The organism is Salinicola lusitanus, from assembly GCF_003206045.1.
Taxonomy (GTDB): domain Bacteria; phylum Pseudomonadota; class Gammaproteobacteria; order Pseudomonadales; family Halomonadaceae; genus Salinicola; species Salinicola lusitanus.
Map to the genome: position 1 here is coordinate 541,080 of NZ_PZJM01000003.1, position 21,943 is coordinate 563,022.

The 21,943-nt window shown below is 64.4% G+C and carries 20 protein-coding genes; 5 read left to right on the forward strand and 15 right to left on the reverse strand.

Going from position 1 to position 21,943, the window contains the following annotated elements:
* Window positions 1-23 precede the first annotated feature (23 nt).
* The 4 genes from DOM45_RS06255 to DOM45_RS06270 all read right to left on the reverse strand — a co-directional run bounded on the left by DOM45_RS06255 (window position 24) and on the right by DOM45_RS06270 (window position 3,703).
* A complete protein-coding gene (locus DOM45_RS06255) occupies window positions 24-1,049 on the reverse strand; it encodes a 2,5-dihydroxypyridine 5,6-dioxygenase NicX family protein (RefSeq protein ID WP_110598653.1) in 1,026 nt (341 codons plus the stop codon).
* A 254-nt stretch (window positions 1,050-1,303) separates the two neighbouring features.
* Window positions 1,304-1,594, reverse strand: coding sequence for a cupin domain-containing protein (locus DOM45_RS06260; protein ID WP_110598654.1), 291 nt, complete (start codon window positions 1,592-1,594; stop codon window positions 1,304-1,306).
* 67 nt (window positions 1,595-1,661) lie between these two features.
* Complete coding sequence (locus DOM45_RS06265) at window positions 1,662-2,813, reverse strand: glycerophosphodiester phosphodiesterase (RefSeq protein ID WP_205909404.1); 1,152 nt, start codon at window positions 2,811-2,813, stop codon at window positions 1,662-1,664.
* 212 nt (window positions 2,814-3,025) lie between these two features.
* Window positions 3,026-3,703: a FadR/GntR family transcriptional regulator gene (locus DOM45_RS06270; RefSeq protein WP_110598655.1), complete on the reverse strand. Its 678-nt coding sequence runs from the start codon at window positions 3,701-3,703 to the stop codon at window positions 3,026-3,028.
* Window positions 3,704-3,857: 154 nt separating this feature from the next.
* Here DOM45_RS06270 and DOM45_RS06275 point away from each other — a divergent pair, with 154 nt between their 5' ends.
* Window positions 3,858-5,021: a trans-sulfuration enzyme family protein gene (locus DOM45_RS06275; RefSeq protein ID WP_110598656.1), complete on the forward strand. Its 1,164-nt coding sequence runs from the start codon at window positions 3,858-3,860 to the stop codon at window positions 5,019-5,021.
* A gap of 28 nt (window positions 5,022-5,049) precedes the next feature.
* Entirely contained in the window at window positions 5,050-6,528 is a 1,479-nt protein-coding gene (gene nhaC / locus DOM45_RS06280; RefSeq protein WP_110598657.1) for a Na+/H+ antiporter NhaC, read from the forward strand.
* Between the two features lie 45 nt (window positions 6,529-6,573).
* Here the strand turns inward: nhaC and DOM45_RS06285 are convergent, their stop codons facing one another.
* On the reverse strand, window positions 6,574-6,948 hold the full coding sequence (locus DOM45_RS06285) for a VOC family protein (protein ID WP_110598658.1): 375 nt from the start codon (window positions 6,946-6,948) through the stop codon (window positions 6,574-6,576).
* Window positions 6,949-7,323: 375 nt separating this feature from the next.
* Between DOM45_RS06285 and DOM45_RS06290 the strand changes: the two genes are divergently transcribed.
* Window positions 7,324-8,805, forward strand: a complete 1,482-nt coding sequence (locus DOM45_RS06290; RefSeq protein ID WP_110598659.1) for a DEAD/DEAH box helicase — start codon at window positions 7,324-7,326, stop codon at window positions 8,803-8,805.
* A gap of 102 nt (window positions 8,806-8,907) precedes the next feature.
* Here the strand turns inward: DOM45_RS06290 and DOM45_RS06295 are convergent, their stop codons facing one another.
* The 9 genes from DOM45_RS06295 to DOM45_RS06335 form a co-directional block, all read right to left on the reverse strand.
* Window positions 8,908-9,543, reverse strand: coding sequence for a TPM domain-containing protein (locus DOM45_RS06295; RefSeq protein ID WP_110598660.1), 636 nt, complete (start codon window positions 9,541-9,543; stop codon window positions 8,908-8,910).
* A 19-nt stretch (window positions 9,544-9,562) separates the two neighbouring features.
* Window positions 9,563-10,369 carry a TPM domain-containing protein gene (locus tag DOM45_RS06300; RefSeq protein WP_110598661.1) on the reverse strand — a complete coding sequence of 269 codons (807 nt, stop codon included), beginning with the start codon at window positions 10,367-10,369 and terminating at the stop codon, window positions 9,563-9,565.
* Window positions 10,369-10,992, reverse strand: coding sequence for a LemA family protein (locus DOM45_RS06305; RefSeq protein WP_110598662.1), 624 nt, complete (start codon window positions 10,990-10,992; stop codon window positions 10,369-10,371). Before DOM45_RS06305 ends, DOM45_RS06300 begins: the two co-directional genes overlap by 1 nt.
* A 125-nt stretch (window positions 10,993-11,117) precedes the next feature.
* Entirely contained in the window at window positions 11,118-11,585 is a 468-nt protein-coding gene (locus DOM45_RS06310) for an HIT family protein (RefSeq protein WP_110598663.1), read from the reverse strand.
* 162 nt (window positions 11,586-11,747) lie between these two features.
* Entirely contained in the window at window positions 11,748-12,590 is an 843-nt protein-coding gene (locus tag DOM45_RS06315; RefSeq protein WP_110598664.1) for a bifunctional transcriptional activator/DNA repair enzyme AdaA, read from the reverse strand.
* 11 nt (window positions 12,591-12,601) lie between these two features.
* Entirely contained in the window at window positions 12,602-13,375 is a 774-nt protein-coding gene (locus DOM45_RS06320; protein ID WP_110598665.1) for an SDR family oxidoreductase, read from the reverse strand.
* 183 nt (window positions 13,376-13,558) lie between these two features.
* Window positions 13,559-13,990 carry an acetyltransferase gene (locus DOM45_RS06325; protein ID WP_110598666.1) on the reverse strand — a complete coding sequence of 144 codons (432 nt, stop codon included), beginning with the start codon at window positions 13,988-13,990 and terminating at the stop codon, window positions 13,559-13,561.
* Between the two features lie 609 nt (window positions 13,991-14,599).
* Window positions 14,600-17,113, reverse strand: a complete 2,514-nt coding sequence (locus DOM45_RS06330; RefSeq protein WP_110598667.1) for a YbcC family protein — start codon at window positions 17,111-17,113, stop codon at window positions 14,600-14,602.
* Window positions 17,110-18,690, reverse strand: a complete 1,581-nt coding sequence (locus DOM45_RS06335) for an NADH-quinone oxidoreductase subunit L (RefSeq protein WP_110598668.1) — start codon at window positions 18,688-18,690, stop codon at window positions 17,110-17,112. Before DOM45_RS06335 ends, DOM45_RS06330 begins: the two co-directional genes overlap by 4 nt.
* A 100-nt stretch (window positions 18,691-18,790) precedes the next feature.
* Here DOM45_RS06335 and DOM45_RS06340 point away from each other — a divergent pair, with 100 nt between their 5' ends.
* Window positions 18,791-19,723 (forward strand): LysR family transcriptional regulator, encoded by a 933-nt coding sequence (locus DOM45_RS06340; RefSeq protein WP_110598669.1) that lies wholly within the window; start codon window positions 18,791-18,793, stop codon window positions 19,721-19,723.
* Window positions 19,724-19,849: 126 nt separating this feature from the next.
* Window positions 19,850-20,296, forward strand: coding sequence for an Lrp/AsnC family transcriptional regulator (locus DOM45_RS06345; RefSeq protein WP_110599010.1), 447 nt, complete (start codon window positions 19,850-19,852; stop codon window positions 20,294-20,296).
* A gap of 19 nt (window positions 20,297-20,315) precedes the next feature.
* Here DOM45_RS06345 and DOM45_RS06350 read toward each other — a convergent pair whose 3' ends face one another.
* The gene (locus DOM45_RS06350) at window positions 20,316-21,899 is read right to left on the reverse strand and encodes a gamma-glutamyltransferase family protein (protein ID WP_110598670.1); all 1,584 of its coding nucleotides are present in this window, start codon (window positions 21,897-21,899) and stop codon (window positions 20,316-20,318) included.
* Window positions 21,900-21,943: the final 44 nt, after the last annotated feature.

Below are 21,943 nucleotides of genomic sequence, written 5' to 3' on the forward strand. Positions count from 1 at the left end.
GAGTCACGCCCCGTGCCACGCCCTCAGTCGCGGCGCTGCATCTCCTTCACCGCGATGTCGCCGTCGAGAACGATCGGTTCATCGTCGAGAAACAGGCTGCAGTTGCGCATCGGAATGTCGAGATGGCAGGCGGTGTCGTTGCTGCCGCCCAGCTCGTTGTTGGGACCGGTCGAGAACATGACGTTCCCATAGAACGAACGCAGCTCCATCCCCATGCCGCCGGGGAACTGGGTCAGTCCGTGCCAGTCGGCGCGATGATCCAGGCCCCAGCCGACATGTGACATGCCGAGCCCGCGAGGATCCTTGAACGTGCCCATGTAGGACTTGATCAGATCGGCATCCAGCCCACCACGAATATCGGTGATGAAGCCCTTCTCGATGGTGTAGGTCACCGGTTCGCGCACGTAGGTGTTGAACGGCAGCAGCACATCGCCCGGCGCCAGCACGATCTGGCCGTCGACCCCGTCGTCGGCACCGCCGGTGAACACGAACGCCGCCGGCCAGTGATCCCAGCGCCCGGGCTCATCGGTAAAGCCGTATTCACTCATGGTCGGATAGACGCCGAGTCGATAGGTGACATCGGTGCCGTGCGGGCTGGTAATCCGCATCGTGCTGGCCTTGGCGAGCAGCTCGGCCCCGACCTCGACCCGCTCGCGTAGCTCCTGGGTCGGCATCAGCTTGGCGAGTAACGGGGCTGGCTCGACGGCGGTCAGAACCCGCGCGCCCGCGGCCTGGATCGCCATCTGTTCATCGCTGAACAGCAGGAAGATCAGATCGACGACCATATCGGCCTGCTTGAGCGCTTCCACCGCTTCCGGGTTGGCGGCCAGCCCCGTTTCGCCGACGGCCCAGGCGCCGTTGCCCGGCATCGGGGCCGGCAGGCGCATGTGATACATCCGCGCGCCGAGACGCTGCCCCGCGGCGAGGAAGGCATCGGCGTAATCCAACCGCGCCTGGCCCTGGGACAACACCACGACCTTTTCACCCTCGTGAACGCCGCTGAGCGTCAGTTGCTGCAGACACATCTCGATCAGTACATGCTGTTCCATGATGCGCTAAACCTCCGAAATAGACGGTGTACGCCAGAACACGATCATTCCACTCGTGACCAACCTTTTTTGTATTGCCGCTCTGACGAGGATAGCGCGATACTTGGAAAACCTAAATGGGGCGTCTACACCATAATCGAACAATCCTGCTCGAAGCACTGCCGGGCGTGGCTCCAATCTGGCACTCGCCTGAGACATCCGCTGAACAGAGCGGGTGAGAGCAAGGCAATGAAGATGGGATCAAGGGGCTGGGCTTACTTGATTTCGATCTCGATGAACACGAATTCGAAATCGTTGGCGTTGACCACGTTGTGTTCGATGCCCTTGTCCCGGTAGTAGGAGACACCGGTTTCCAGGGTCGAGAAGGTGTGGCCATCCAGCGTCTCGAGCTCGAGCTTGCCGGTGGTCCGCGGCACCACGACATAGTCGCGACCGTGGGCGTGCCAGCCCGTCTCGGCGCCAGGCGGGAAGCGCCATTCGGTCACCACGACACGGTCATTGTCGATCTGTACGGTTGGCTGGGCCTGGGGGCGCGAAGCGCTCATGCAGCAACTCCTCTGTCGAAATCGGGGAACGGGCATCGGCGCGATCTCGCCGATGCCCGAGGGGGCGTCAGTAGCCGTGGCGCTCGAGGATCGCTTCCTGGTCCTGCGCCGGGTGGCCGTAGAATGTCAGCAGCTGTTCTGCCCGGTTGGTGAAGAAGCCGTCGACGCCACGCTGCCGGTAGCGCTCGAAATCGACCGGCTCGTCGACCGTATAGAGATGCACCAGCATGCCGTCGTCGTGGGCCATGCCGATCATCCACGGCTCGGCCAGTTCCATGTAGCTGAACTGGCTACTGAAAGGACCATCATGCTCGGTCTGGACCGCCGACGGGCCGATCCCGATCGCGCCATGATCCTTGGCGAAGTCGAGCCAGGAGCGGAAGGCTTCCGGCGAGGCCACCTGCTGGCGTGCGTAGTAGTCGGCGCTGCTCTCGTCCTCACCCTGCGGCTCGCTCGGCGCGGCCTCGATGCCGCCCTCGCCCAGCCACAGCAGCAAAACCCGCGGCACCTCCGGCATGGTCTGTTCCAGCGCTTCGAGGCTGGCCTTGGAGAAGGTCTGCATGACCAGGCGTCCAGGGCCGTCGCCCACCTTTACCGCCCCGCCCTCCGCGGCCGGCCGAGTCTTGGCGGCGTCACCCAGCCAGCCACGCGCCTCGAGCTTGTCGCGCAGGTCCTGCTCGATCCCCGGGAACTGTTCGGGCACCTTGGTCTCGATATAGAGCCCCGGATGGTTGTCGCCGTTCTCGGCGATGTCGATCACCTCGTCCAGGGTCAGGATCTCGAGCCCCGAGTAACTGTCGCGGGCACGCTCGGGATAGCTGGCATTGAACCAGCTGCCGGCGTCGAGCTGCTTGAGTTCGTCCAGCGTGAAACTCGACACCGGCGCGTCGGCCCGGTCGGGGAACACCTCGGCCACGTCGGTATTGCGGCCCAGGGTATTGTCATGGACGGCCACCAGCACGCCATCCTTGGTACGTTGCAGGTCCAGCTCCAGATAGTCGACCCCGAGATCCCGCGCCAGGAGATAGGCGGGCCGGGTCGATTCCGGCGCCTGATAGGATGCGCCGCGATGCGCGATCACCGCATCGCAGGGTATCGGGATCTTGGTGCAAAGCGTCGAGCCCTGGGGGGTCGCCCCGTCGTCGGCCTGGGCGGCCGCGAACGGCAGCATCAGGCTCAAGCCGCAGATCCGCAGCCAGTGTCGCTTCGCCTTGATCATCATCGTCTCCTCGGAATTGTCGGGGTGCTGCAGGGAACGCGCCAGCGCCGGCGAGGGCACCACTGCATAAAGGTCTACACGAGCGAATGACTGCGTCGCGCGGTACTGGGGCGCCAGTCCGATCGAAACTCGCCTGGCCACTGTCATGTTTCGGTCTCTGCGTGCCGTGCGCCTTGCCCTTCATCTCGTTCGGCGATCTGTTCAGCGTTTCCCTAACGCATGATCTCCACGTTATGCCGCGTGGCGGCCATCAACTCGCCGAAAGCGGTCACGGCCGCTTCGACGTCGCGCCGGCGCATCGCCGCCAACAGCGTCAGATGGTGCGGAAAACTGGCATCGAAGACCTGGTTTCGGTCCTGGGGCGTCTGCCACGACACATAGAGCTCGGAGTGAATCGAGCGTATCAGTTCGACCAGTACCTGGTTGTGACTGGCGCGATAGATGGCGAGGTGAAACGCCGAGTCCGCCTCGTGGACACGTAGAAAATCGTCGGCGGCGCGGGCGACCTGGTAATCGGACAGGTACTGCGCCATCTCGTCGAACTGGGCCTCGCTGGCATGCAGGGTGGCCAGCGCGATGGCCTTCTCCTCCAGCACCAGGCGCACTTCCAGCATCTCCAGCAGGTGGCGCCGCGCATCCGTCACTTGCAGTCGCGAGAACAGACGGAAGGTCTGCTGGTCGCTGACATAGATCCCCTTGCCGTTGACGACCTGGATCACGCCCTCGGCCTCGAGCCGCTTCAGCCCCTCCCGCAGCGTGGAGCGCCCCACCCGCAGGCGCTGCATCCACTCGGCCACCGATGGCAGTCGATCCCCGGCCGACAGCCCTTGCTCGGCGATATAGCTGCCGATCTCGCCGGCCACCGTGTCGGATAAGTAGAGTCTTTTCATCACTGCCCCGCTGATGCCGCTGGGCGGCCGTAGGCAAAAACGGTAACCACAAACCCGCTTAGGTTCAATTGAAGCGCCAGTCACCCTGTGATAATCCTACCTATCAGACAGGCTGACACCATGACATATTCCGCTCACTCACTTGGCGATTTTGATGGCATTCGACGACAACACCTCCGACGCCGCTCGGGATTCCGAGATCTGCACCCACGCCTTCGAGGAACATCAGCGCTACGAGGGGGCGATCGCGCCCCCCATCTATCAGACCAGCCTGTTCACGTTCCCGACCCTGGAGCGCTTCACCGAGGTGATGCGCGACGAGCGCAGTCATTTCGTCTACAGCCGCGGGCTCAACCCGACCGTCAAGCTGCTCGAGGACAAGCTCGCCGCGCTGGAGCGGGGGGAGATGGCCAAGGCCTTCGCCTCGGGCATGGGCGCGATCAGCGCGACGATGATGACGCTGCTCGACCAGGGCGACCATGTGCTGCTGGTCAACCAGGCCTACGGCCCGACGCGCCAGCTGCTGGAGCAGATGGCACGATTCGGCGTGAGCTTCAGCGAAACCGGCGGCAGTCGCGGCGAGGTCGAGGCGGCCGTGCGGGACAATACCCGGTTGATCTACATCGAGAGCCCCTCGTCGATGCGCATGGCGCTGGCCGATCTCGACGGCATCGCCGAGCTGGCCCGAACCCGGGGCATCCTCACCGCCATCGACAATACCTGGGCGACGCCGCTTTACCAGAAGCCGCTGACGCACGGTATCGACCTGACCCTGCACACGCTCTCCAAGTATATCGGCGGCCACAGCGACCTGGTCGGCGGGGTCGTCGTCGGCCGGCGGGAACTGGTGGCGCCGATCTTCGAGCACGGCCACCAGTTGCTGGGGGCGGCCCTCTCGCCCCACAGCGCCTTCCTGGCCCTGCGCGGCCTGCGCACGCTGCCGATCAGGATGCGCCAGCACCAGGCCAATGTCCTGGAGGTCATCCGCTACCTGGCGACCCAACCCTCGGTGACGGGGCTCCACCACCCCTGTCTCGCCACCGGCGAGGCGGCGGCATGGGCCGAGAGACAGCTGAGCGGCCACGCTGGATTGCTCAGTTTCGAGATCGTCGATCCGTCCTATGTTCGCATCGCCGGTTTCATCGACACCCTGCGCGTCTTCCGTATCGGCGTGAGCTGGGGCGGCTACGAGTCGCTGGCCATCTCCCAGCGCCAGCCCGACGACACCGGCCCTGCCCTGATTCGCCTGGCGATCGGGCTGGAGGACGTCCAATCCCTGCTCGACGATCTGGAGCGCGCCTTCCGCACGCTGCAATAATCCCGCCACGTCAACCGGAGACGCCACGATGGCCACCACCCGACAACAACAACCCGGGTTTCTCGCCTCGCTCGGACTACTGCTCGTCATTGCCGCCACCATCATCTACGGCATCGTCATCGCGGCGTACGAGACGGAGATGGTCCTGATCACCGTCGGCGTCCTGGCAACGCTGTTCGCCGTCGCCCACGGCCGCCGCTGGGACGACATCATGACCATCCTCGCGGACAAGATCCGAACCGCGACCATCGCCATCCTGGTGCTCTACAGCATCGGGCTGATCATCGGGACCTGGCTGGTGGCCGGCGCCATCCCCTACTTCATCTACTACGGGCTGGAACTGATCGACCCCGGCTATCTCTACGTCATGGCGTTCGTCGCCACCGCCATCGTCTCGACCTGCACCGGGACCTCATGGGGGTCGGCAGGCACCATCGGCGTGGCGATCATGGGGATCGCCGGGGCCATGGAGATCAACCTGGCGATCACCGCCGGCGCCGTCATCTCGGGGGCCTATTTCGGCGACAAGCTGTCACCGCTCTCCGATACCACGATCATGGCGTCGATGGTGGTCAAGGTGGACCTCTACCGCCATATTCGCTATCTGATGTTCACCTCGGTGCCATCCTGCCTGGTCGCGGCACTCGCCTACTGGATACTGGGCACCAGTCTCCACGGTGATGCCCAGTCGCCGGCGATCGCCGCCACCACTACCCAGATCGAGGAGCTTTTCACCCTCAATCCGATCCTGCTGCTCCCGGCGGTCATCATCCTGACCGGATCGATACTCAAGAAACCCACGCTGGTGGTGCTGTTCGCCTCGACGCTGTGCGCCATGCTGCTGGCGCTGTGGGTACAGGGCCTGCCGCTGTCGGTGGTGGTCGAGGCCGCCGTCTCCGGCTTCAGCGTCGACATGCTGCCCTCCGCACAGGCCGGACAGATCAACGACACGCTGCGAACGCTGCTGGAACGGGGCGGCCTCTACAGCATGCACGGCACCGTGCTGTTCGTGTTCTGCGCGTTCTTCTTCGCCTCGGCGCTGGAGGCCTCGGGAGCGCTCCATGTGGTTCTCCACCGGACGCTGGAGCACGTACGCTCCGCCAGCGGTACCATCCTCGCCTCGCTGCTCGCCGGTCTCTGCATCATCTTCGCCACCGGCAACAGCTACGTGACCTTCTTCCTGACCCGCGAGATCTTCGCCGACCAGTACGCCAGCAAAGGGCTTCATCCGCTCAATCTCTCGCGCAGCCTGGAAGATGGCGGCATGATCCCCGAGCCGCTGGCGCCATGGACGGTCTCGGCGGTCTACATGGCGGCGACGCTCGGCGTATCCACGCTCGACTACGCCCCCTGGGCGCTGTTCAATTATCTCGGGATCGTGTTCTCGGCGCTGCTGGCGATCGCCGCGCCCTGGACGGGCAGTTTCGGCGTACGCCGACTGGCGCCGGAGGAGAATCCGCCTCGCCCGCGATTCGCCGGAGCCTCCGCGGCCAGCGATCCCCGCTGAGTCTCCCCGCCACCCATCGTCGAGATGGCGATGGGTGTCCCTCGATCATGCCCAGGCATTGACGTTGTCGGCATCCTCGAAATCCGGCCGCTGCGGGTGGACGACACAGAACCGGTGGCCGGTCGGCGCCTCCATGATGGTCCAGCGCTCCAGGCGCTCGACCACCTGCGCACCCAACCCCTCCAGCCGGGCCACCTCCGCCTCGATATCATCGGTTTCGATATCCAGGTGAACCCGACTGGGGTGATCCACCTGCTGTATCAGCACATCGGGCTGATCCGGAGGCGTGGCCAGCTTGCCGTATTTCTCGTCGGTCTCGTGACAGGGCCAGCCCAGTGCCCGGGCCCAGAACTCGATGGCGGAAGACTTCTCTCCGCCCTGGCTGTCGATGACGAGCGCTGCCAGACGGCTTCTGTGCATCGTGGTTCTCCTCTCCGTCATGTGAATCCGAAAGTCGTATCCTCATCCAGCATAGCCAGCGCCGGGCACGGCGACCTCCCCGACCGACTGCCACCGCCCCAGTCAGTCCTCACTTCGCCGCGAGACCGGTTCGCTCCTGACCCGGCTCGGCTTCGAATCGATTCACGCTAGGCATCACAACGGGATGGCGGTGGCGACGCACATGCGTTAAGCTGCGGGCCCATTGCCGTTATCTGTCTGACCGTCGTCACGCGAAGCTGAAAGAGTCGACGACCCTCCATTTTGCCGCCTCCAGGCGCATCAGCCAGCACTGGCATTCCCCGGTAGAGCGTAGCCGCTTCGCTTCGCCATTCGCCGCGACCTAGAGAATACCGAATGAGTTTTGCCTCACTGGGCCTTAGCGCCCCGTTGCTGAAAGCCGTTGCCGAGCAAGGCTATGACACCCCCTCCCCGATCCAGTCACAGGCGATTCCCGCCGTTCTCGAGGGAAGAGACGTCATGGCCGCCGCGCAGACCGGCACCGGCAAGACGGCGGGTTTCACCCTGCCGATCCTTCACCGCCTGTCCCAGGGCGATCGCCCCCGGGCCGGTTCACAGATTCCGGTACGTGCGCTGATCCTGACCCCGACCCGCGAGCTCGCCGCTCAGGTCGGCGAGAGCGTGGCGACCTACGGCAAGCACCTGCCGTTGAAAAGCGCCGTGGTCTTCGGCGGCGTCAAGATCAACCCGCAGATCGCCACCCTGCGCCAGGGCGTCGACATTCTCGTCGCCACCCCTGGTCGCCTGCTCGATCTCTACCAGCAGAAAGTGGTTCGCTTCGACAAGCTCGAAGTGCTGGTACTGGACGAAGCCGACCGCATGCTCGACATGGGCTTCATCCATGACATCCGCAAGATTCTGGCCGTGCTGCCCAAGCAGCGCCAGAACCTGCTGTTCTCGGCGACCTTCTCCAACGATATCCGCAACCTCGCCAAGGGCCTGGTCAACGATCCGGTCGAGCTCTCGGTGACCCCGCGCAACGCCGCCGCGGCGACGGTGAAGCAGTGGGTCCATCCGGTGGACAAGAGCCGCAAGCCGGCGCTGCTGTCGCACCTGATCCAGACCCACCAGTGGCAACAGGTGCTGGTCTTCACCCGCACCAAGCACGGCGCCAACCGCCTGACCAAGTATCTCGAGGGCCAGGGCATCGAGGCTGCGGCGATTCATGGCAACAAGAGCCAGAATGCCCGCACCAAGGCGCTGGCCGACTTCAAGAGCGGTGGCGTCCGCGCCCTGATCGCGACCGATATCGCCGCACGCGGGCTGGATATCGATCAACTGCCGCAGGTGGTGAACTTCGAACTGCCCAACGTGGCGGAGGACTATGTCCACCGTATCGGCCGTACCGGCCGGGCCGGCGCCAGCGGCCAGGCGGTCTCGCTGGTGAGCCTGGACGAGAAGAAGGAACTGGCCGGCATCGAGCGCCTGATCAGCCAGCGCCTGACCAGCGAGGCGGTGACGGGCTTCGAGCCCACGCCCGGCGGTGGCCCCAAGGTGGACGAGAACGAAGGTCGTCAGCCCCGCGGTGGTCAACGGCGTGGTGATGGCGGCCAGCGTCGCGGCAATGGCGGTGGTGGCCGCGGCAACAGCGCCGGCGGGCGCGGTAACGGCGGTGGCCGTGGTGGCGATTCACGCCGCGGAGAAGGCCGCAGCGCCTCCTCGAGCCAGGGCGGTTCTCAAGACGACAACCGTGGCAATCGCATCGATAGCGGCAACCGTGGCAACCGCAGCGGCGATGCCCCGGCCCAGCGCCGTCAGCGCTCGCGCGGTGGCCAGCGTCGCAGCGGCGGCGGCGGCACGTCCAACGGCAACGTCTGATACCCGGCCCTCAGGGCCAGCCCCAAACGACAACGCCACCGTCATTGACGGTGGCGTTGTCGTATCCGGACGTCGGATCCTCGCCGAGGCGCGGCCCGGCACTCAGTCGAGCACGATGAGCCGGTTGGGCAGTTCATTGCGCTCGTGGGTCGCCGGCACATGGGCCTCGAGCAGCTCGCCACAGCTATCGATGCAGTCGAGAAAGCCCTGCAACGTCTCGCCGGCTTTGACGCGAGCGGTGAACGCCTCGACGATCGCCTGCCAGGTATCGTCGCTCAAGCGTGCCGAGATGCCTCGATCGACGAGGATCTCGACGTAGCGCTCGGCCTCGGAGACGAAGATCAGCATGCCGGTACCCGCCTCGGTGTGATGCAGGTTCTGCTCCAGGAACTGGCGCCTGGCCAGGTTGGAGGCGCGCCAGAAACGCACATGCCGCGGAATCAGTCGCGTCAGCACCGGCGGCAGCCGGAACACCACCGCCAGCACGATGAAGACCAGCCACTGCGCCAGCAGCAGATACCAGGCGCTGGTCCCGCCCAGCCACCCCAGCCAACTGGCGATGACGCTCAGCGCGCCGGGGACGATGAGCGCCGTCAGTCCGGCCCACAGCAGCGGAATATAGGTGTAATCGTCGGCCTGACGCGCCAGGACGGTGACGACCTCGGCATCGGTGTCGCGCTCGATCCGCGTGATCGCGTCGCCGACTTGCCGCTGTTCGCTTTCACTCAATAAAGCCATGCTGTCGTTATCCTGTCGTCTACCAGCCACCGGACGCGCCGCCGCCGCCGAAACCACCACCGCCGCCGCCGAAGCCGCCGCCACCGAAACCACCACCGCCGCCGAAGCCGCCGGAACCGCCGAGAGCGCCGCCCAGCAGCACGCCGCCCATAGCGCCTCCGCGCCGACGCCGTCTGCCGCCGCGTCCACCACCGCCGCCACCACCACGTACGATCAGCATGACGATGAAGAACAGCAGCCCGAACCAGATCCCGGCACCACCCAGGTGACGGGATTCCTGCTGGGCGGGCTGGGGCGGCGGAGCCGCCTCGGCCTGGGCGTCGCCGCCGAGCGCTGCGATCATCGCCTGAACGCCACCCACGATCCCACCGGCGTAATCCCCCTTGCGAAATGCCGGGGTGATGGTCTGGTTGATGATCGCGGAAGACCGGGCATCGGTCAGCCGGCCCTCGAGGCCGTAACCCACTTCGATTCGAACGGCGCGTTCGTCCACGGCGACGATCAGCAGCGCGCCGTTATCCTCGCCCTGCTGGCCGATACCCCAGTGGCGGCCGAGCTGATAGCCGTAGTCCTCGATGGCCTCTCCCTGAAGGTTCGGCAGCGTCACCACGACGAGCTGCTCGCCGGTCGCCTCCTCATGGGCCGCGAGCATCTCGGTCAGCCGATCGCGGGTCGAGGCATCCAGCAGATCGGCGTTGTCGACGACGCGCCCGGTCAATTCGGGAAAGTCCGGGGCCGCCTGGGCGAGCAACGCAAATGCCAGTAGCCAGAGGCCCAGCGTCAGCGAGATGAAACGCGTGTACGTTCGTCGCGTCGGACAGCGCATCAGAACTCCACCTTGGGCGCCTGGTCGGCGTTCTCCGCGGTGGCTTCGAAGTTCTCGCGAATCGGCATATCGCTGTAGAGCACGCTATGCCAGATCTTGCCGGGGAAGGTCCGAATTTCGGTGTTGTACGCCTCTACCGCCTGGATGAAATCGCGACGTGCCACCGCGATCCGATTCTCGGTGCCTTCCAGTTGCGACTGCAGCGCCAGGAAGTTCTGGTTCGACTTCAGATCGGGATAGCGCTCGGAAACCGCCATCAGCCGGCTCAGCGCCCCAGTCAGCTGGCTCTGGGCCTGCTGGAACTGCTGCAGTTGCTGGGGATCGTTCAGCGTATCGGCGTCGACCTGGATCGAGGTCGCCTTGGCCCGCGCCTCGACGACCGCCGTCAGCGTCTCCCGCTCCTGGCTGGCGAAGCCCTTGACCGTCTCCACCAGGTTGGGCACCAGGTCTGCGCGACGCTGATACTGGTTCTCGACCTGGGACCAGGCCGACTTCACCTTCTCGTCCAGGGTCGGAATGTTGTTGATGCCGCAGCCGGAGAGCGACAACATCAATACCAGCAGCAATAGCCACCGCCACGGTTGACGGGCGGCGGCGGGCAAGGCGGTCACGGGTGTCTGCATGAAGGGTTCCCGGTTGAAGGAGATTGGAAATTGGAGCCTCGAGGGTTCCCGGGTGCCCGGGCCCAGGCGGTGATGACGCCAAGTTACAGGTTGGCCGGCGCCATGGGAAGGCGGTTCCCCGCCGCTCACTCCGCGGCGCCGGTGGCACGAATCCGGGCGGCAAGCGCTGCCAGCCCGGCATCATCGGCACGCCGGTAGTCATGGGAGGAGAGATATCCTTCGTAGACGTCGAAGTACTTGTCGACCCTGGACTCGACCGGTTTGAACGCGGCGTCGTCCCCCGTGCCATGCATGGGGAACAGCTTGGCGTGGAGATGATCGACGCCGTAGCCCTCGAAGAACATGCCGCAGCGGGCCACGCCCTCCAGCGCCCGATCCAGCCGCCTGGCCACCTGCTTGGTCGCCACGATCAGCTCGCGCAGCACCGCATCTTCCTGTTCGAAGGCATAGCTGCCGTGATGCGCCTTGGGGATCACCACCGAAAACCCCTCGGTATTGGGGAAAATGGAGAGAAAAGCCAGGTGCGACTCGTCTTCCCAGATACGGTGGGCCGGCGCCCGGCCGGCGACGATGTCGCAAAAGATGCAACTCATAAGGGTCGGGTTCCTTTCATCTCGGCGTGAACGCACCGTTCTCTGGCGATGAAAGACAAGATAGACCAGGGCGCCGTGGGCGCAGACGCCCAATGGCCAATAGCGAAATCATGGCGCCCGCCATCAGCCGAGCGAGATATGAGCGTCGGTTGCATGGCATTGTTATAGCGCAACCGGTTCATCACGCATTTTCTCCCATGTTTGTACCATGAGCTTCTTGGTTGGTCCCCAGCGGTACCCGCCCAACGCACCACTCTGCTGAATAACCCGGTGGCAGGGGATCAGCAAAGCAACGGGATTTGCGCCGATGGCGTTACCAACGGCCCTTGCCGACCTAGGGACGCCGAGTGATCTGGCCACTTCGGCATAGCTGGCCACAGCACCCGATGGTATTTTCAACAAGGCACGCCATACGGCTATCTGGAAATTTGTCCCGGTCACATGAAGCGACAGCGGACCCTGTCCGGAAGCTGTCTTACTGCTAAAAAAGGCATCAATAACGTGTCGCGTGGATGCCAAGCTTTCTCTGATCGAACTCAGAGGCCAATCGTTATGCAAGTCATCCAGCAACTCCTCCATGCCATTGAAGTCCATAAACGCTGCCCGGCAAACGCCACGCTGGGTTACGGCTACGAACATGGGCCCCAGAGGGGTCGGATGTACTCCATACTCGATCTGTAACTCCTTACCTCGATTTTTATACTCGCCGGGTGTGACTGCTTCTAGCTGCACAAAGTGATCGTGCAACCTTGAACTGCCGCTCAATCCAAGCTCATGTGAAACATCAAGCAAGGAGCGGGAATTGTCCAGCAATCCTTTGCCCCGTTCCAATGTCAGAACCTGTAAAAAGCGCTTCGGCGTAGTACCCGCCCACCGACAAAACAGCCTTTGAAAGTGATACGGACTCAGATGCACATGGGCGGCTATCTCTTCCAGGCTGGGCTGATCCACTGCCCGATCAACCAAATAGGCCATAGCACCTGCGATTCGGTCATAGTCTGACATGGCGAGGCCTCTCAGACACGATTTATAGACACACCGCCATCGACCAGCATTGCAGACCCCGTGGTGAAGCTGGAGGCATCGGATGCTAAGTACAGTGCGGATTGAGCGATTTCATCAGGTGTCGCCATACGCTTGAGAGCATGCAGGTTATGCACAAACGCCACTGCTTCTGGCGTGCTGGCAAATTCACGTCCCGCTGGCGTATCAGTACCACCGGGCAGAAGGGCATTGACCCGGATATTCTGGGGCCCATGCTCTGACGCCAGCACCTGGGTCAATCCAATAAGGCCAGCCTTGCTGGCGGCGTAGGCAGCCATGCCTGGCATGCCTGGCATGCCTGCAGTGTAACCAACGAAGGTGGAGGTAAAAATTAAAGAACCTCCTTTTCGGGCAGCCATAGCGGGCAGCTGGTACTTTGCGCCCAAAAATGCGCTGGTCAAGTTGTTCGCAATAACTTGATTCCAATCCGTGAGCGACATCTCCGGGACAGGGCCCATAGCCCCGAGAATGGCAGCATTGTTAAAAGCAATATCCAAAGCGCCAAAATGACTTACAGCCTTATCTACCAAAGCTTTGGCAAACGCTTCTTCGCCAACATCACCGACTAGTGCCAGTGCCTTTCCGCCTTCCGTATTGATTAGGTCCACCAGGTCATCAAGCTCTTTCTGTCGCCTTGCAGCCACCACTACGGCAGCCCCTTCTCTCGCAAAAAGCTTCGCGGCTGCGTAGCCAATACCGGTGCTGGCGCCAGTTACGATAGCAACCTTGTTAGCAAGTGTAGGCATCAGTCATTCCTCCTAGCTCTGCTCGCTATAAAAGGGCACATGCCCGACAGGAGCTATGTTAGGAGGACGAACGACTGCTGCCGACCCGAATCTTGCTGTATTTCAGTTTCGCTATGACGCTTGCAGTTGCGGCGGGTACGGAGCGCAGCGTAGCACACGTTCGACCACCTGAATTTGTCAAATTCATAGCGTCATGTGCAGCAGTGGATAAGGCTTGCCTTGTCCATCAACTGGTGAACGGCCCGTTACAGAAAAGCCAATATGCTGGTAAAAACCTAGCGCCTGCTTATTCTGTTCATTAACATCGACTTTGGTAGCACCTTGGTACTTGACCGCATAGGCCGCCAACAAAGCCCCGCCACCTTTGCCGCGTGCATCAGGTGAAATGAACAGCATTTCAATGTTGCCATCACGTACACCGCAGAACCCCAGTATTTCACCGTTACTGTTTTTGGCACACCTTAAATCAACGGCGTCAAAATACTGCTCTAAGATCAGCGGCTTTAACTCCTGAAGATCTTCTTCTTGCAAAAAATCGTGAGTTTCTCTCACCGACGCTTCCCAAACCTCCAGCAGCCTTGGATACTCTGCTTTTTCCACGGTTTTAATATTCATCATCAATTCCAATTAGAACTTAAAGCGCAGCACAGCAACGCGAGTTCACGAGCGCCCCACCATCCACCTAACTCATTGGTAACAAAGTTTTCTCTAAACAGCTCGGCTACCTATGCCGAATTCGCGCGCCCTCGCAACTTTTCAATCCCAACGATACTGTCTATAAACACAAAACCCTAGGCACCAGCTTATGGATGCGCAGAGCAAAACTCCCGAGCTGATGGATCGTGTAAAGGCATCATGCGGGTAAACGCTACAGCCAGCGTACCGAGAGAACCTAATGCCTGGCCACGCTACCGCCCCTACCTGGGCATGGGTGATGGCGGCTTGCCATCCATGCAGTAGTGCTAGCATTCAGCTAAGAGACCATTCCACCTGGCCATGCAAGAGGTCTTGAACAACAAGATTATTCACCCATCATGACGGATGCAAAACACTGTGAGTCGCATTAGAAGCACCATTCGCCGCTTTGAGATTCAGCCCCCGGGGACTCCACCACGCAAGCGGATGCCAACTCAGTGAAAACGTCCCAAAAGAGAAAAGCCCCGAGCCAGTGGTTCGACCCGGGGCTTTCTCTGATGCGGCGAGTTTTCTAGCCGAATCTTACCTTTAGCTACTGACCCACTGCCCGCCACGATAGGCCAGAACCTCTCCGCTCCGGTCATCCAGCGCGAACAGATGCAGCCAGCCATTGTGCGTCAGCGAGGTCAACACCTCGTGGCGCGCGACGATCTCGGCGATGGCTTCCGGGGGCGCGGCGAGGTAGGCGCTCAGGCGCAGCGGTTCGTGGCGCCAGCGCTCGCCGTCGTGCAGCGACTGCAGCGGCAGGCCGATACGTAGATCGCCGCCGTTGCCTTCGAACACGCCGATATGCCCGCCGACCACGTTATGCAGCACCTTGTTGCCACTGCCGAACTTGCGGTTGTCGGTGACCGAGGCGTTGTACTGCATGTTGATCCAGTGGGCGACCACCAGCGGTGCGGTCATGATCGCTTCCAGCCGGGCGAAGTCGCTGTCCGTGCACCAGTCGTAGTCGTGCAGGAAGCTGCGCCCGGCGAGATCGAGCAGCGCGGTGCAGCGCCGCGGGGCGGCGATGAAGCTGGCGTTGTTGGCCAGCCCCCACTCCGGGCGGGTCTGCGACCAGTCGGCGCCGCGGCGGTCCAGGGTCTGCTCAAGTTCGGGCGTATCGGCCGCGAGGCCGAGCTGCGGGGCGCGCTCGCGCCGGGCCTGCTCGCCGGCCCGCTGGAGCCAGGTACGCATCTCTTCACCCAGCACCTGGGCGTCCGTCTCGGCCTCCAGCAGTTCGAGTCGGTCGGTGATGGTGTGGTGCAGCGCCGGCACGAAGCGCGTCTCCTCGGGGATGACCAACCCGTCTTCGGCCAGCGCCTCGCGCAGCGCGGGTTCGTTGAGCAGCCGCGCCAGGGCGCGTACCGAGACTTCCCCGGACTGGCCGCCGCAGGCGCCGCACTCGAGCCCCGCAGCGTGCGGGTTATTGCTGCTGTGGCTGCCGTGCCCCACCAGCAGTACCCGCGAGGCGATGTGGTCGGTCAGCCCCATGCCCACCAGCACGCTGCGGGCGAGCGCGGCCTTGTCGGCCAGGCTCAGGGCCTCACCGCTGGCGCGCCAGTGCCAGCTCAGCGTATCCATAGCGAGGGGCTGGCGCCGGGCCTTGGCCTCCAGCGAGCGGCGCAGCAGCTTGCCGGCGTAGAGCAGTCCGCCCGCTTCCACCGCGGTGAAGCTGGCACTCGCCGTGCGGCTCCACTCCTGCAGGCGTGCCTGCCAGTTCAACCGTTGCGCGGTGTGTGTCGTCCCCGTGTTCGGCTCGCTCTTGAGCATCACCTGCGGTGCCAGCAGCCCCGGCAGATGCGGCTGGGCCAGCGCGGTACCACCCTGCTGGTGCGCCAGCGGCAGGCCGAAGAAGCCGGCGAAGCCCAGCGTCTGGATCGCCGGGCTCTGCCGCTCCAGCGCCCGGCGCATCGGCTCGGAGCGCACATCGATGCAGAACACCGCCTGCAGCCGCGGCGTCTGCGTACTGTCTGAAGCCACACCCGCGGCCTGCCGCAGCGCATGATGCAGCGGCTGCTGGTAGGCGATTTCACTGGCGAGCTGCCACACCCATAGCGGCTGCTGTGCACGCTGGTGGCGCTCGATACGCGTCGGCAGCGCCACCAGCTCGGCGTGCCACAGTCGGTTCAGGCGCTCGGCCTGTTCTGGCTGCTCCGCCCCGGTATAGCGCCACAGCACCAGCTCCCAAGCCAGGCGGATCGCCAGCAGGCTGCGCATGTCCGAAGGAGGCCGCGCGAACTGGCCCTGGCGCTGAGTCTCCTCCTGACCCTCACCGGCGGAGGCATCCAGCCCCTGCTGCCAATCCTGATAGGCGACCCAGCTGGCCCAGCCATTGATATCGAGCAGCAGCGCCTGGGCGTAGCTCTCGAGATGACCGGTGGCGACATCCAGCTCGGCGATGGCCGCCTGGAACAGCCCCTCTTCGCTCTCCGGCAGGGTCTGGAAGTAGCGCCGCAGCCGCGGTTCGCCCATCAGGATGGCGATGCCGCGATCCTCGAGGGTCATCTCGCGCCAGTGCTGATAGAGCCGCATGTCGCGGGGCGCGTGCAGGCGCTCGGCGTTGAGCGGCCCGTCCGCCTGATAGTAGGCGGCGCAGAACTGGCTGATCTGATGGGTGATCTCGTCGCGCCAGGCCATCTGGTGCTGACGGTCACGACGGGCATCGATCAAATCGCTGATGTTGTGCCAGTGGGGCAGCCGGCTCAGCTCGTCGACCACCGCAAGCAGATTGCGGTAGGGGCCATGGTAGTCGAGCCTTGCGGCGGCCTCACTCAGATGCGCCTCGGTGATCTCGCCGCGCTGCCACGCCGCCAGGTAGTGGCTCGGCGGCATCAGGCCGTGGACATTGCCCAGCGCCGAGAGGCGCGCCGAGACCGTGGCGGCGTCTTCACCGCGCTGGGTCCAGTAGGGGCTCACCGCAATCAACCGATCCAGCGGCCAGCTCGGGGCGATGCGTGCGCAGGCGCGATCCAGCGCCGCGATCTGGGGCTCGGTGAGCGGCGCGACGTCGCTCGTGTCGGCCAGCCGTGCGGTTCGAGAGGTATCGAGACTCATCATAGGGAACTCCCGCGAGAGACGGTGTGGAGGTGCTTGGCCTTGATTCGGCCGGGCAGCGCGTGGGGCCAGAGCTTGAGGGTGTTACGGGTGACCCACTCATCGAGGTAGAAGCCGGCGTAGCAGTAGCGGTTGAGCGTCTGCGAGGCGCGGTAGTGCAGCCCATGGCGCTGCAGCCAGTAGCCGGCGAAGAGCAGCACGAACAGCACGCTCACCCACAGATCCGCCCAGGGCGAGACACTGCGCCCGGTGGCGGGCAGCAGCGTGACGAACAGCGTCTTGAGGCCGACATAGGCGAGCACCACCAGCACGGCCAGGCCGAGGAAGCTGCCGAGGGCGCCCGCGCTGCGCTCACTGCGGCGCTCGGCCAGCATCACGCTCAGCGCCAGGGTGACCAGCACCCAGGGGCTGTAGGCGGCGAAGGCAGGCGACGTACTGAGGCTGCGTGCTAGCACCACCACCGTGCTCACCAGCGCGGCGCTGATCAGAAAGGCCGCGAGCCACTGGCCCGGCGAGGGGCTGCGAGCCGGGGCCTGGCGACGCAGCAGATCCTCGGCCACCGCCTCACCGGAGCTGAGGAAGGCGTAGGCCTTGTAGCAGGAGTGGGCGAGCAGGTGCAGCAACGCCAGTTCGGTCAGCCCGAGGGCGATCTCGACCAGCATCAGGCCCATCTGGGCGCTGGTCGACCAGGCCAGGCGCACCTTGACGCTGACGCGGGTCATCATCACCAGCGCCGCCAGCACGCTGCTGACGCCGGCCACCGCCAGCACCAGCGCCTGGGCCGGCGCCGACTGCAGCAGCAGCGGCGAGAACAGCAGCAGCAGGTAGCCACCGAGGTTGATCACCCCACCGTGCAGCGTCGCCGACACCGGGGTCGGCGCCTCGACCACCTGGATCAGCCAGCCGTGCAGCGGTAGCTGGGCGCACTTGATCAGCGCCGCCAGCCCGATCAGGCAGGCCGCGGCGTGATCGGCGAGGCTCAGGGCGTGGCCGGGCACGGCATAGGCGGCGGTGATGACGCTGATCCGCGCGCTATCGTGCTCCAGGTAGAGAATGAGGAAAGCGGCTGCGGCGCAGAGCTCGGCGGCGCGGGCGAAGAGGAACTTCTTGTGCGCTGCCTGGGCCGCACGCGGGCGGTCCGGGTAGAACATCAGCAGCTGATGCATGGCCAGGCTGATGCCCAGCCAGGCGAACAGGAACAGCAGCAGATGATCGCTGAGCACCGCCACGCTGACCGCGGCGAAGAGCGCCTGAACGAGGGTGACGAAACGCCGCTGGCGCGGCTCGCCCTGCAGATAGGTCGCGCTGTAGCGCACCACCACGAAAGCGATGAAGTTGGCCAGCGCCAGCATGCACAGCTGCAGCACGCCGCTCTGCCACCAGCCGGCGAGCGCCGGCAGGCCGTGTACCAGCCCCAGCGCCAGCAGCGCGGCTGCCAGCAGCACGCTGGCGCAGGTGGTGATCTGGCCGATACGCCAGGCCCGCGCGGTTGAGCCGCGAGCGCTGACCACGGCCCCCAGCGCCAGGACGAGCGGCACCAGGGTAAGCAGGAAGGTGAAAAATGGCTCGTTGCCGTGCATGGGCAGGCTCCGCTGATCCAGGAAGCGTGCAGTATCCGGCGAAGCGATTTTTAATTAAAATAGATATTAATTGAAGAACAGTTCTACAAAAGAGAACGGAATGAGCCGCCTCAACTATCATCACCTCTACTACTTCTGGCGCGTGGCCCGGGAAGGCAAGCTGACCCAGGTGGCGGACTCGCTGCACCTGTCGCAGAGCGCGCTCTCGGCGCAGATCCGCAAGCTGGAAGAACGGATGGACAAGCCGCTGTTCGAGCGCCGCAACCGCGCTCTGGTGCTGACCGAGGCGGGCCGCCGGGTGTTCAACTACGCGGAGGCGATCTTCACCAAGGGCGAGGAGCTGGAGTCGCTGATCAGCCGTGGTATCGAGCCCGAGTACCAGCGCCTGCGCATCGGCACCCTCTCCACCATGTCGCGTAACTTCATCGAGAGCTTCGTCGCCCCGCTGCTCCATCAGCCCGAACAGCGGGTGCACTTCAGCCTGCACGCCCGCGGCATGGCCGACCTGCTGGATGGCCTGGCCCGTCACGAATTCGACGTGGTGCTCACCAATACCCAGCTACCCTCGTCGCATTCGCAGGCCGCTGCCTGGCAGAGCCAGCTACTGGCGCGCCAGCCGCTCTCAATCATCGGCCCGCCCGGCACCGCCCCGGGCACACCCTTCCCCACCGGCTTCGATGAGAGCCGTTGGATACTGCCCGGCGAGCACCACGAGATTCGCCGCGCCTTCGATGGCCACTGCAGCCTCTACCAATACCGGCCGAAGATCCTCGCCGAAGCCGACGACATGGCGATGCTGCGCCTGCTGGCCCGCGACAGCGGCGCGCTGAGCGTGCTGCCGGAGGTGGTGGTCAAGGACGAGCTGCAGCAGGCGCGGCTGACGCGCCTGGAGCAGCTCCCCAACGTGTTCGAGAACTTCTACGCCATCACCCTGCCTCGGGAGTTCATGCCGGGAGTGGTCTCGGAGCTGCTGGCCCGGCCATTGGGGGATATGGCCTCGACTGATCAACCGCCACCTGGTCATCACGCATGAGGCAACTTCCATGCGGATCACCGCGTGCCCGCGCGAAGGAGAGGAGACGCCCGCCCGGGCTATCCGAAAGTCTCGAGCGAGCGTATGTTGAGTCGGTCCCAATCGACGCACCGACGCCTGCCCGCCATGAACAAACTCGATAACGCCCTGCTCAATCTGCTGCTCAAGGATGGCCGCATGTCCTATGCGGACATGGCCCGCGAGCTCGACATTTCACGGGCCCACGCTCGCGATCGGGTGCAGTTGCTGGTGGAAAGCGGTGTCATCGAACAGTTCACCGCCGTGGTCAACCCGTCGAAGCTCGGCAAGATCATCTCGACCTTCGTCGACCTGAAGGTCGCGCCCTACGCCATCGAGGCGATGGCAGCCGAGCTGGCGGAGTGCCACGAGGTCATCAACCTCTACATCATGAGCGATCTTCGCAGTCTCCATATGCATACGCTGACGGACAGTCAGGAGACCTTCGATCGTTTCGCCCGCGAACATATCCTGGGCCGCCAGGAGGTCATCTCGGTGAACTGCACCACGCTGATGTCCCGCGTCAAACACGGGCGCGGCGGCGCCAAGATCTGAGTGCTGCAGGGGCGCGCCATCAATCGCCCTCGACACTGCCGTCGCTGCGCGGGTCCGCACCGCCCTCCAGGCGCCCGTCGGCATGGCGAGTGATGCCGCCAGCATGCCCCATGGTGTCACTGTAGGCGTCGATGACATCCACCTGATGGCCAGCCTGGCGCAAGGCCGCGATCAGCGTCGGATCGAAGCGCGACTCCAGCTTGAGTGACGTCGTGCCCTCCCCCCAGGTTCTCCCCAGCAACCAGCGCGGCGCATCGACGGCCTGCTGCAGCGGCTGACCGTAGACCACGTGCCGCGTGAAGACCGCCGACTGGGTCTGCGGCTGCCCTTCGCCGCCCATGGTGCCGTAGACCATGGTTCGGCCGTCGTTGAGCCGCGCCAGGGCCGGGTTGAGTGTATGGAACGGCCTGCGCCCGGGCACCAGCGCCTGACGCGCCTGCGGATCGAGTGAAAAGCCGATCCCCCGGTTCTGCCACAGTACCCCGGTGGAGGGTAATACCACGCCGGAACCGAACTCCCAGAAGGTACTCTGAATGAAGCTCACCGCCCGCCCCTCACCGTCGATACACCCCATCCAGATGGTATCGCCAGGTTCGCCTGCGTGCGGCCAGGCCAGCGCACGGGCCGGATCGATCCGCGCCGCCAACCGATCCAGAGTAGCGTCTGCCAGCAGGTCGAGTGGATCGACGTCCATCCAGCGGGGATCGGTCACATGCCGATCTCGCACCAGAAACGCCTGCTTGGTGGACTCGACGAGGGCATGAACGTAATCGAACCCCTCGGCTTCAGCGATTTTCAGACGCTCGAAGAGCCCCAGGATCATCAGTGAGGAGACGCCTTGCGTGGGCGGCGGTAGATTCCACACCTGCCCCTGCTTGAGGCTCAGCGACAGCGGTGTGACCGCCCGCGGCGCGTAGCCGGCGAGATCGGCCCGGCGCAGCGGGCTGCCGAATCGCTCCAGCTCCTCGCCCATGGCCATTCCCAGCTCGCCCCGATAGAAATCCCCCAGGCCGGCGTGCGCCAGCCGTTCGAAGGTCGAGGCCAGGGTCGGTTGACGAAACGTCTCGCCCTGCTGCGGCGCCGCGCCCTCGCTAAGCAGATGGCCGGCAAACCCGGGAACGTCCGCCAGCTCGCCGAGCTTGGCCGCCGTCAGTGCCGCCTGCCCCCGTGTCACGGGAACTCCCTGACGCGCATGGGTGATCGCCGCCTCGAACAGCCGTGACAGCGGCAACGTGCCCCCCCAGCGGCGCGAATGCGCGAGGGCCATCTCCCACCCCCCCACCGTCCCCGCCGTGGTCAAGGCGGCCAGCGGACCGCGGGCGGGAATGCCGGCCTGCCCGGCGTAATAATCCGTATCCGCCAACTGCGCGGCGGCGCCACAGGCCTCGATGGCGACCGGTGTCCTGCCGGGTTCGGAGATGAGCCAGAAGCCATCGCCGCCGATCGAGTTCATGTGCGGATAGACGGTGGCGATGGTCGATGCCGCCGCCACCATTGCCTCGATGGCATTGCCGCCCTCACGCAGGATATCGCGGCCGGCCTGAGCAGCCAGATAGTGAGGCGCGACGACCATGCCGCGACTGGGCTTGGCATTACTCTGCATGGATCGTGATGCTCCCTGTATCCAAGGTATTGACCGAAACGCCG

What these genes read in the sequence shown, in the direction of transcription:
- DOM45_RS06255 (WP_110598653.1), bottom strand. Translation starts at nt 1,049, where the DNA reads ATGGAACAGCATGTACTGATCGAGATGTGTCTGCAGCAACTGACGCTC.
- DOM45_RS06260 (WP_110598654.1), bottom strand. Translation starts at nt 1,594, where the DNA reads ATGAGCGCTTCGCGCCCCCAGGCCCAGCCAACCGTACAGATCGACAAT.
- DOM45_RS06265 (WP_205909404.1), bottom strand. Translation starts at nt 2,813, where the DNA reads ATGATCAAGGCGAAGCGACACTGGCTGCGGATCTGCGGCTTGAGCCTG.
- DOM45_RS06270 (WP_110598655.1), bottom strand. Translation starts at nt 3,703, where the DNA reads ATGAAAAGACTCTACTTATCCGACACGGTGGCCGGCGAGATCGGCAGC.
- DOM45_RS06275 (WP_110598656.1), top strand. Translation starts at nt 3,858, where the DNA reads ATGGCATTCGACGACAACACCTCCGACGCCGCTCGGGATTCCGAGATC.
- nhaC (WP_110598657.1), top strand. Translation starts at nt 5,050, where the DNA reads ATGGCCACCACCCGACAACAACAACCCGGGTTTCTCGCCTCGCTCGGA.
- DOM45_RS06285 (WP_110598658.1), bottom strand. Translation starts at nt 6,948, where the DNA reads ATGCACAGAAGCCGTCTGGCAGCGCTCGTCATCGACAGCCAGGGCGGA.
- DOM45_RS06290 (WP_110598659.1), top strand. Translation starts at nt 7,324, where the DNA reads ATGAGTTTTGCCTCACTGGGCCTTAGCGCCCCGTTGCTGAAAGCCGTT.
- DOM45_RS06295 (WP_110598660.1), bottom strand. Translation starts at nt 9,543, where the DNA reads ATGGCTTTATTGAGTGAAAGCGAACAGCGGCAAGTCGGCGACGCGATC.
- DOM45_RS06300 (WP_110598661.1), bottom strand. Translation starts at nt 10,369, where the DNA reads ATGCGCTGTCCGACGCGACGAACGTACACGCGTTTCATCTCGCTGACG.
- DOM45_RS06305 (WP_110598662.1), bottom strand. Translation starts at nt 10,992, where the DNA reads ATGCAGACACCCGTGACCGCCTTGCCCGCCGCCGCCCGTCAACCGTGG.
- DOM45_RS06310 (WP_110598663.1), bottom strand. Translation starts at nt 11,585, where the DNA reads ATGAGTTGCATCTTTTGCGACATCGTCGCCGGCCGGGCGCCGGCCCAC.
- DOM45_RS06315 (WP_110598664.1), bottom strand. Translation starts at nt 12,590, where the DNA reads ATGTCAGACTATGACCGAATCGCAGGTGCTATGGCCTATTTGGTTGAT.
- DOM45_RS06320 (WP_110598665.1), bottom strand. Translation starts at nt 13,375, where the DNA reads ATGCCTACACTTGCTAACAAGGTTGCTATCGTAACTGGCGCCAGCACC.
- DOM45_RS06325 (WP_110598666.1), bottom strand. Translation starts at nt 13,990, where the DNA reads ATGAATATTAAAACCGTGGAAAAAGCAGAGTATCCAAGGCTGCTGGAG.
- DOM45_RS06330 (WP_110598667.1), bottom strand. Translation starts at nt 17,113, where the DNA reads ATGATGAGTCTCGATACCTCTCGAACCGCACGGCTGGCCGACACGAGC.
- DOM45_RS06335 (WP_110598668.1), bottom strand. Translation starts at nt 18,690, where the DNA reads ATGCACGGCAACGAGCCATTTTTCACCTTCCTGCTTACCCTGGTGCCG.
- DOM45_RS06340 (WP_110598669.1), top strand. Translation starts at nt 18,791, where the DNA reads ATGAGCCGCCTCAACTATCATCACCTCTACTACTTCTGGCGCGTGGCC.
- DOM45_RS06345 (WP_110599010.1), top strand. Translation starts at nt 19,850, where the DNA reads ATGAACAAACTCGATAACGCCCTGCTCAATCTGCTGCTCAAGGATGGC.
- DOM45_RS06350 (WP_110598670.1), bottom strand. Translation starts at nt 21,899, where the DNA reads ATGCAGAGTAATGCCAAGCCCAGTCGCGGCATGGTCGTCGCGCCTCAC.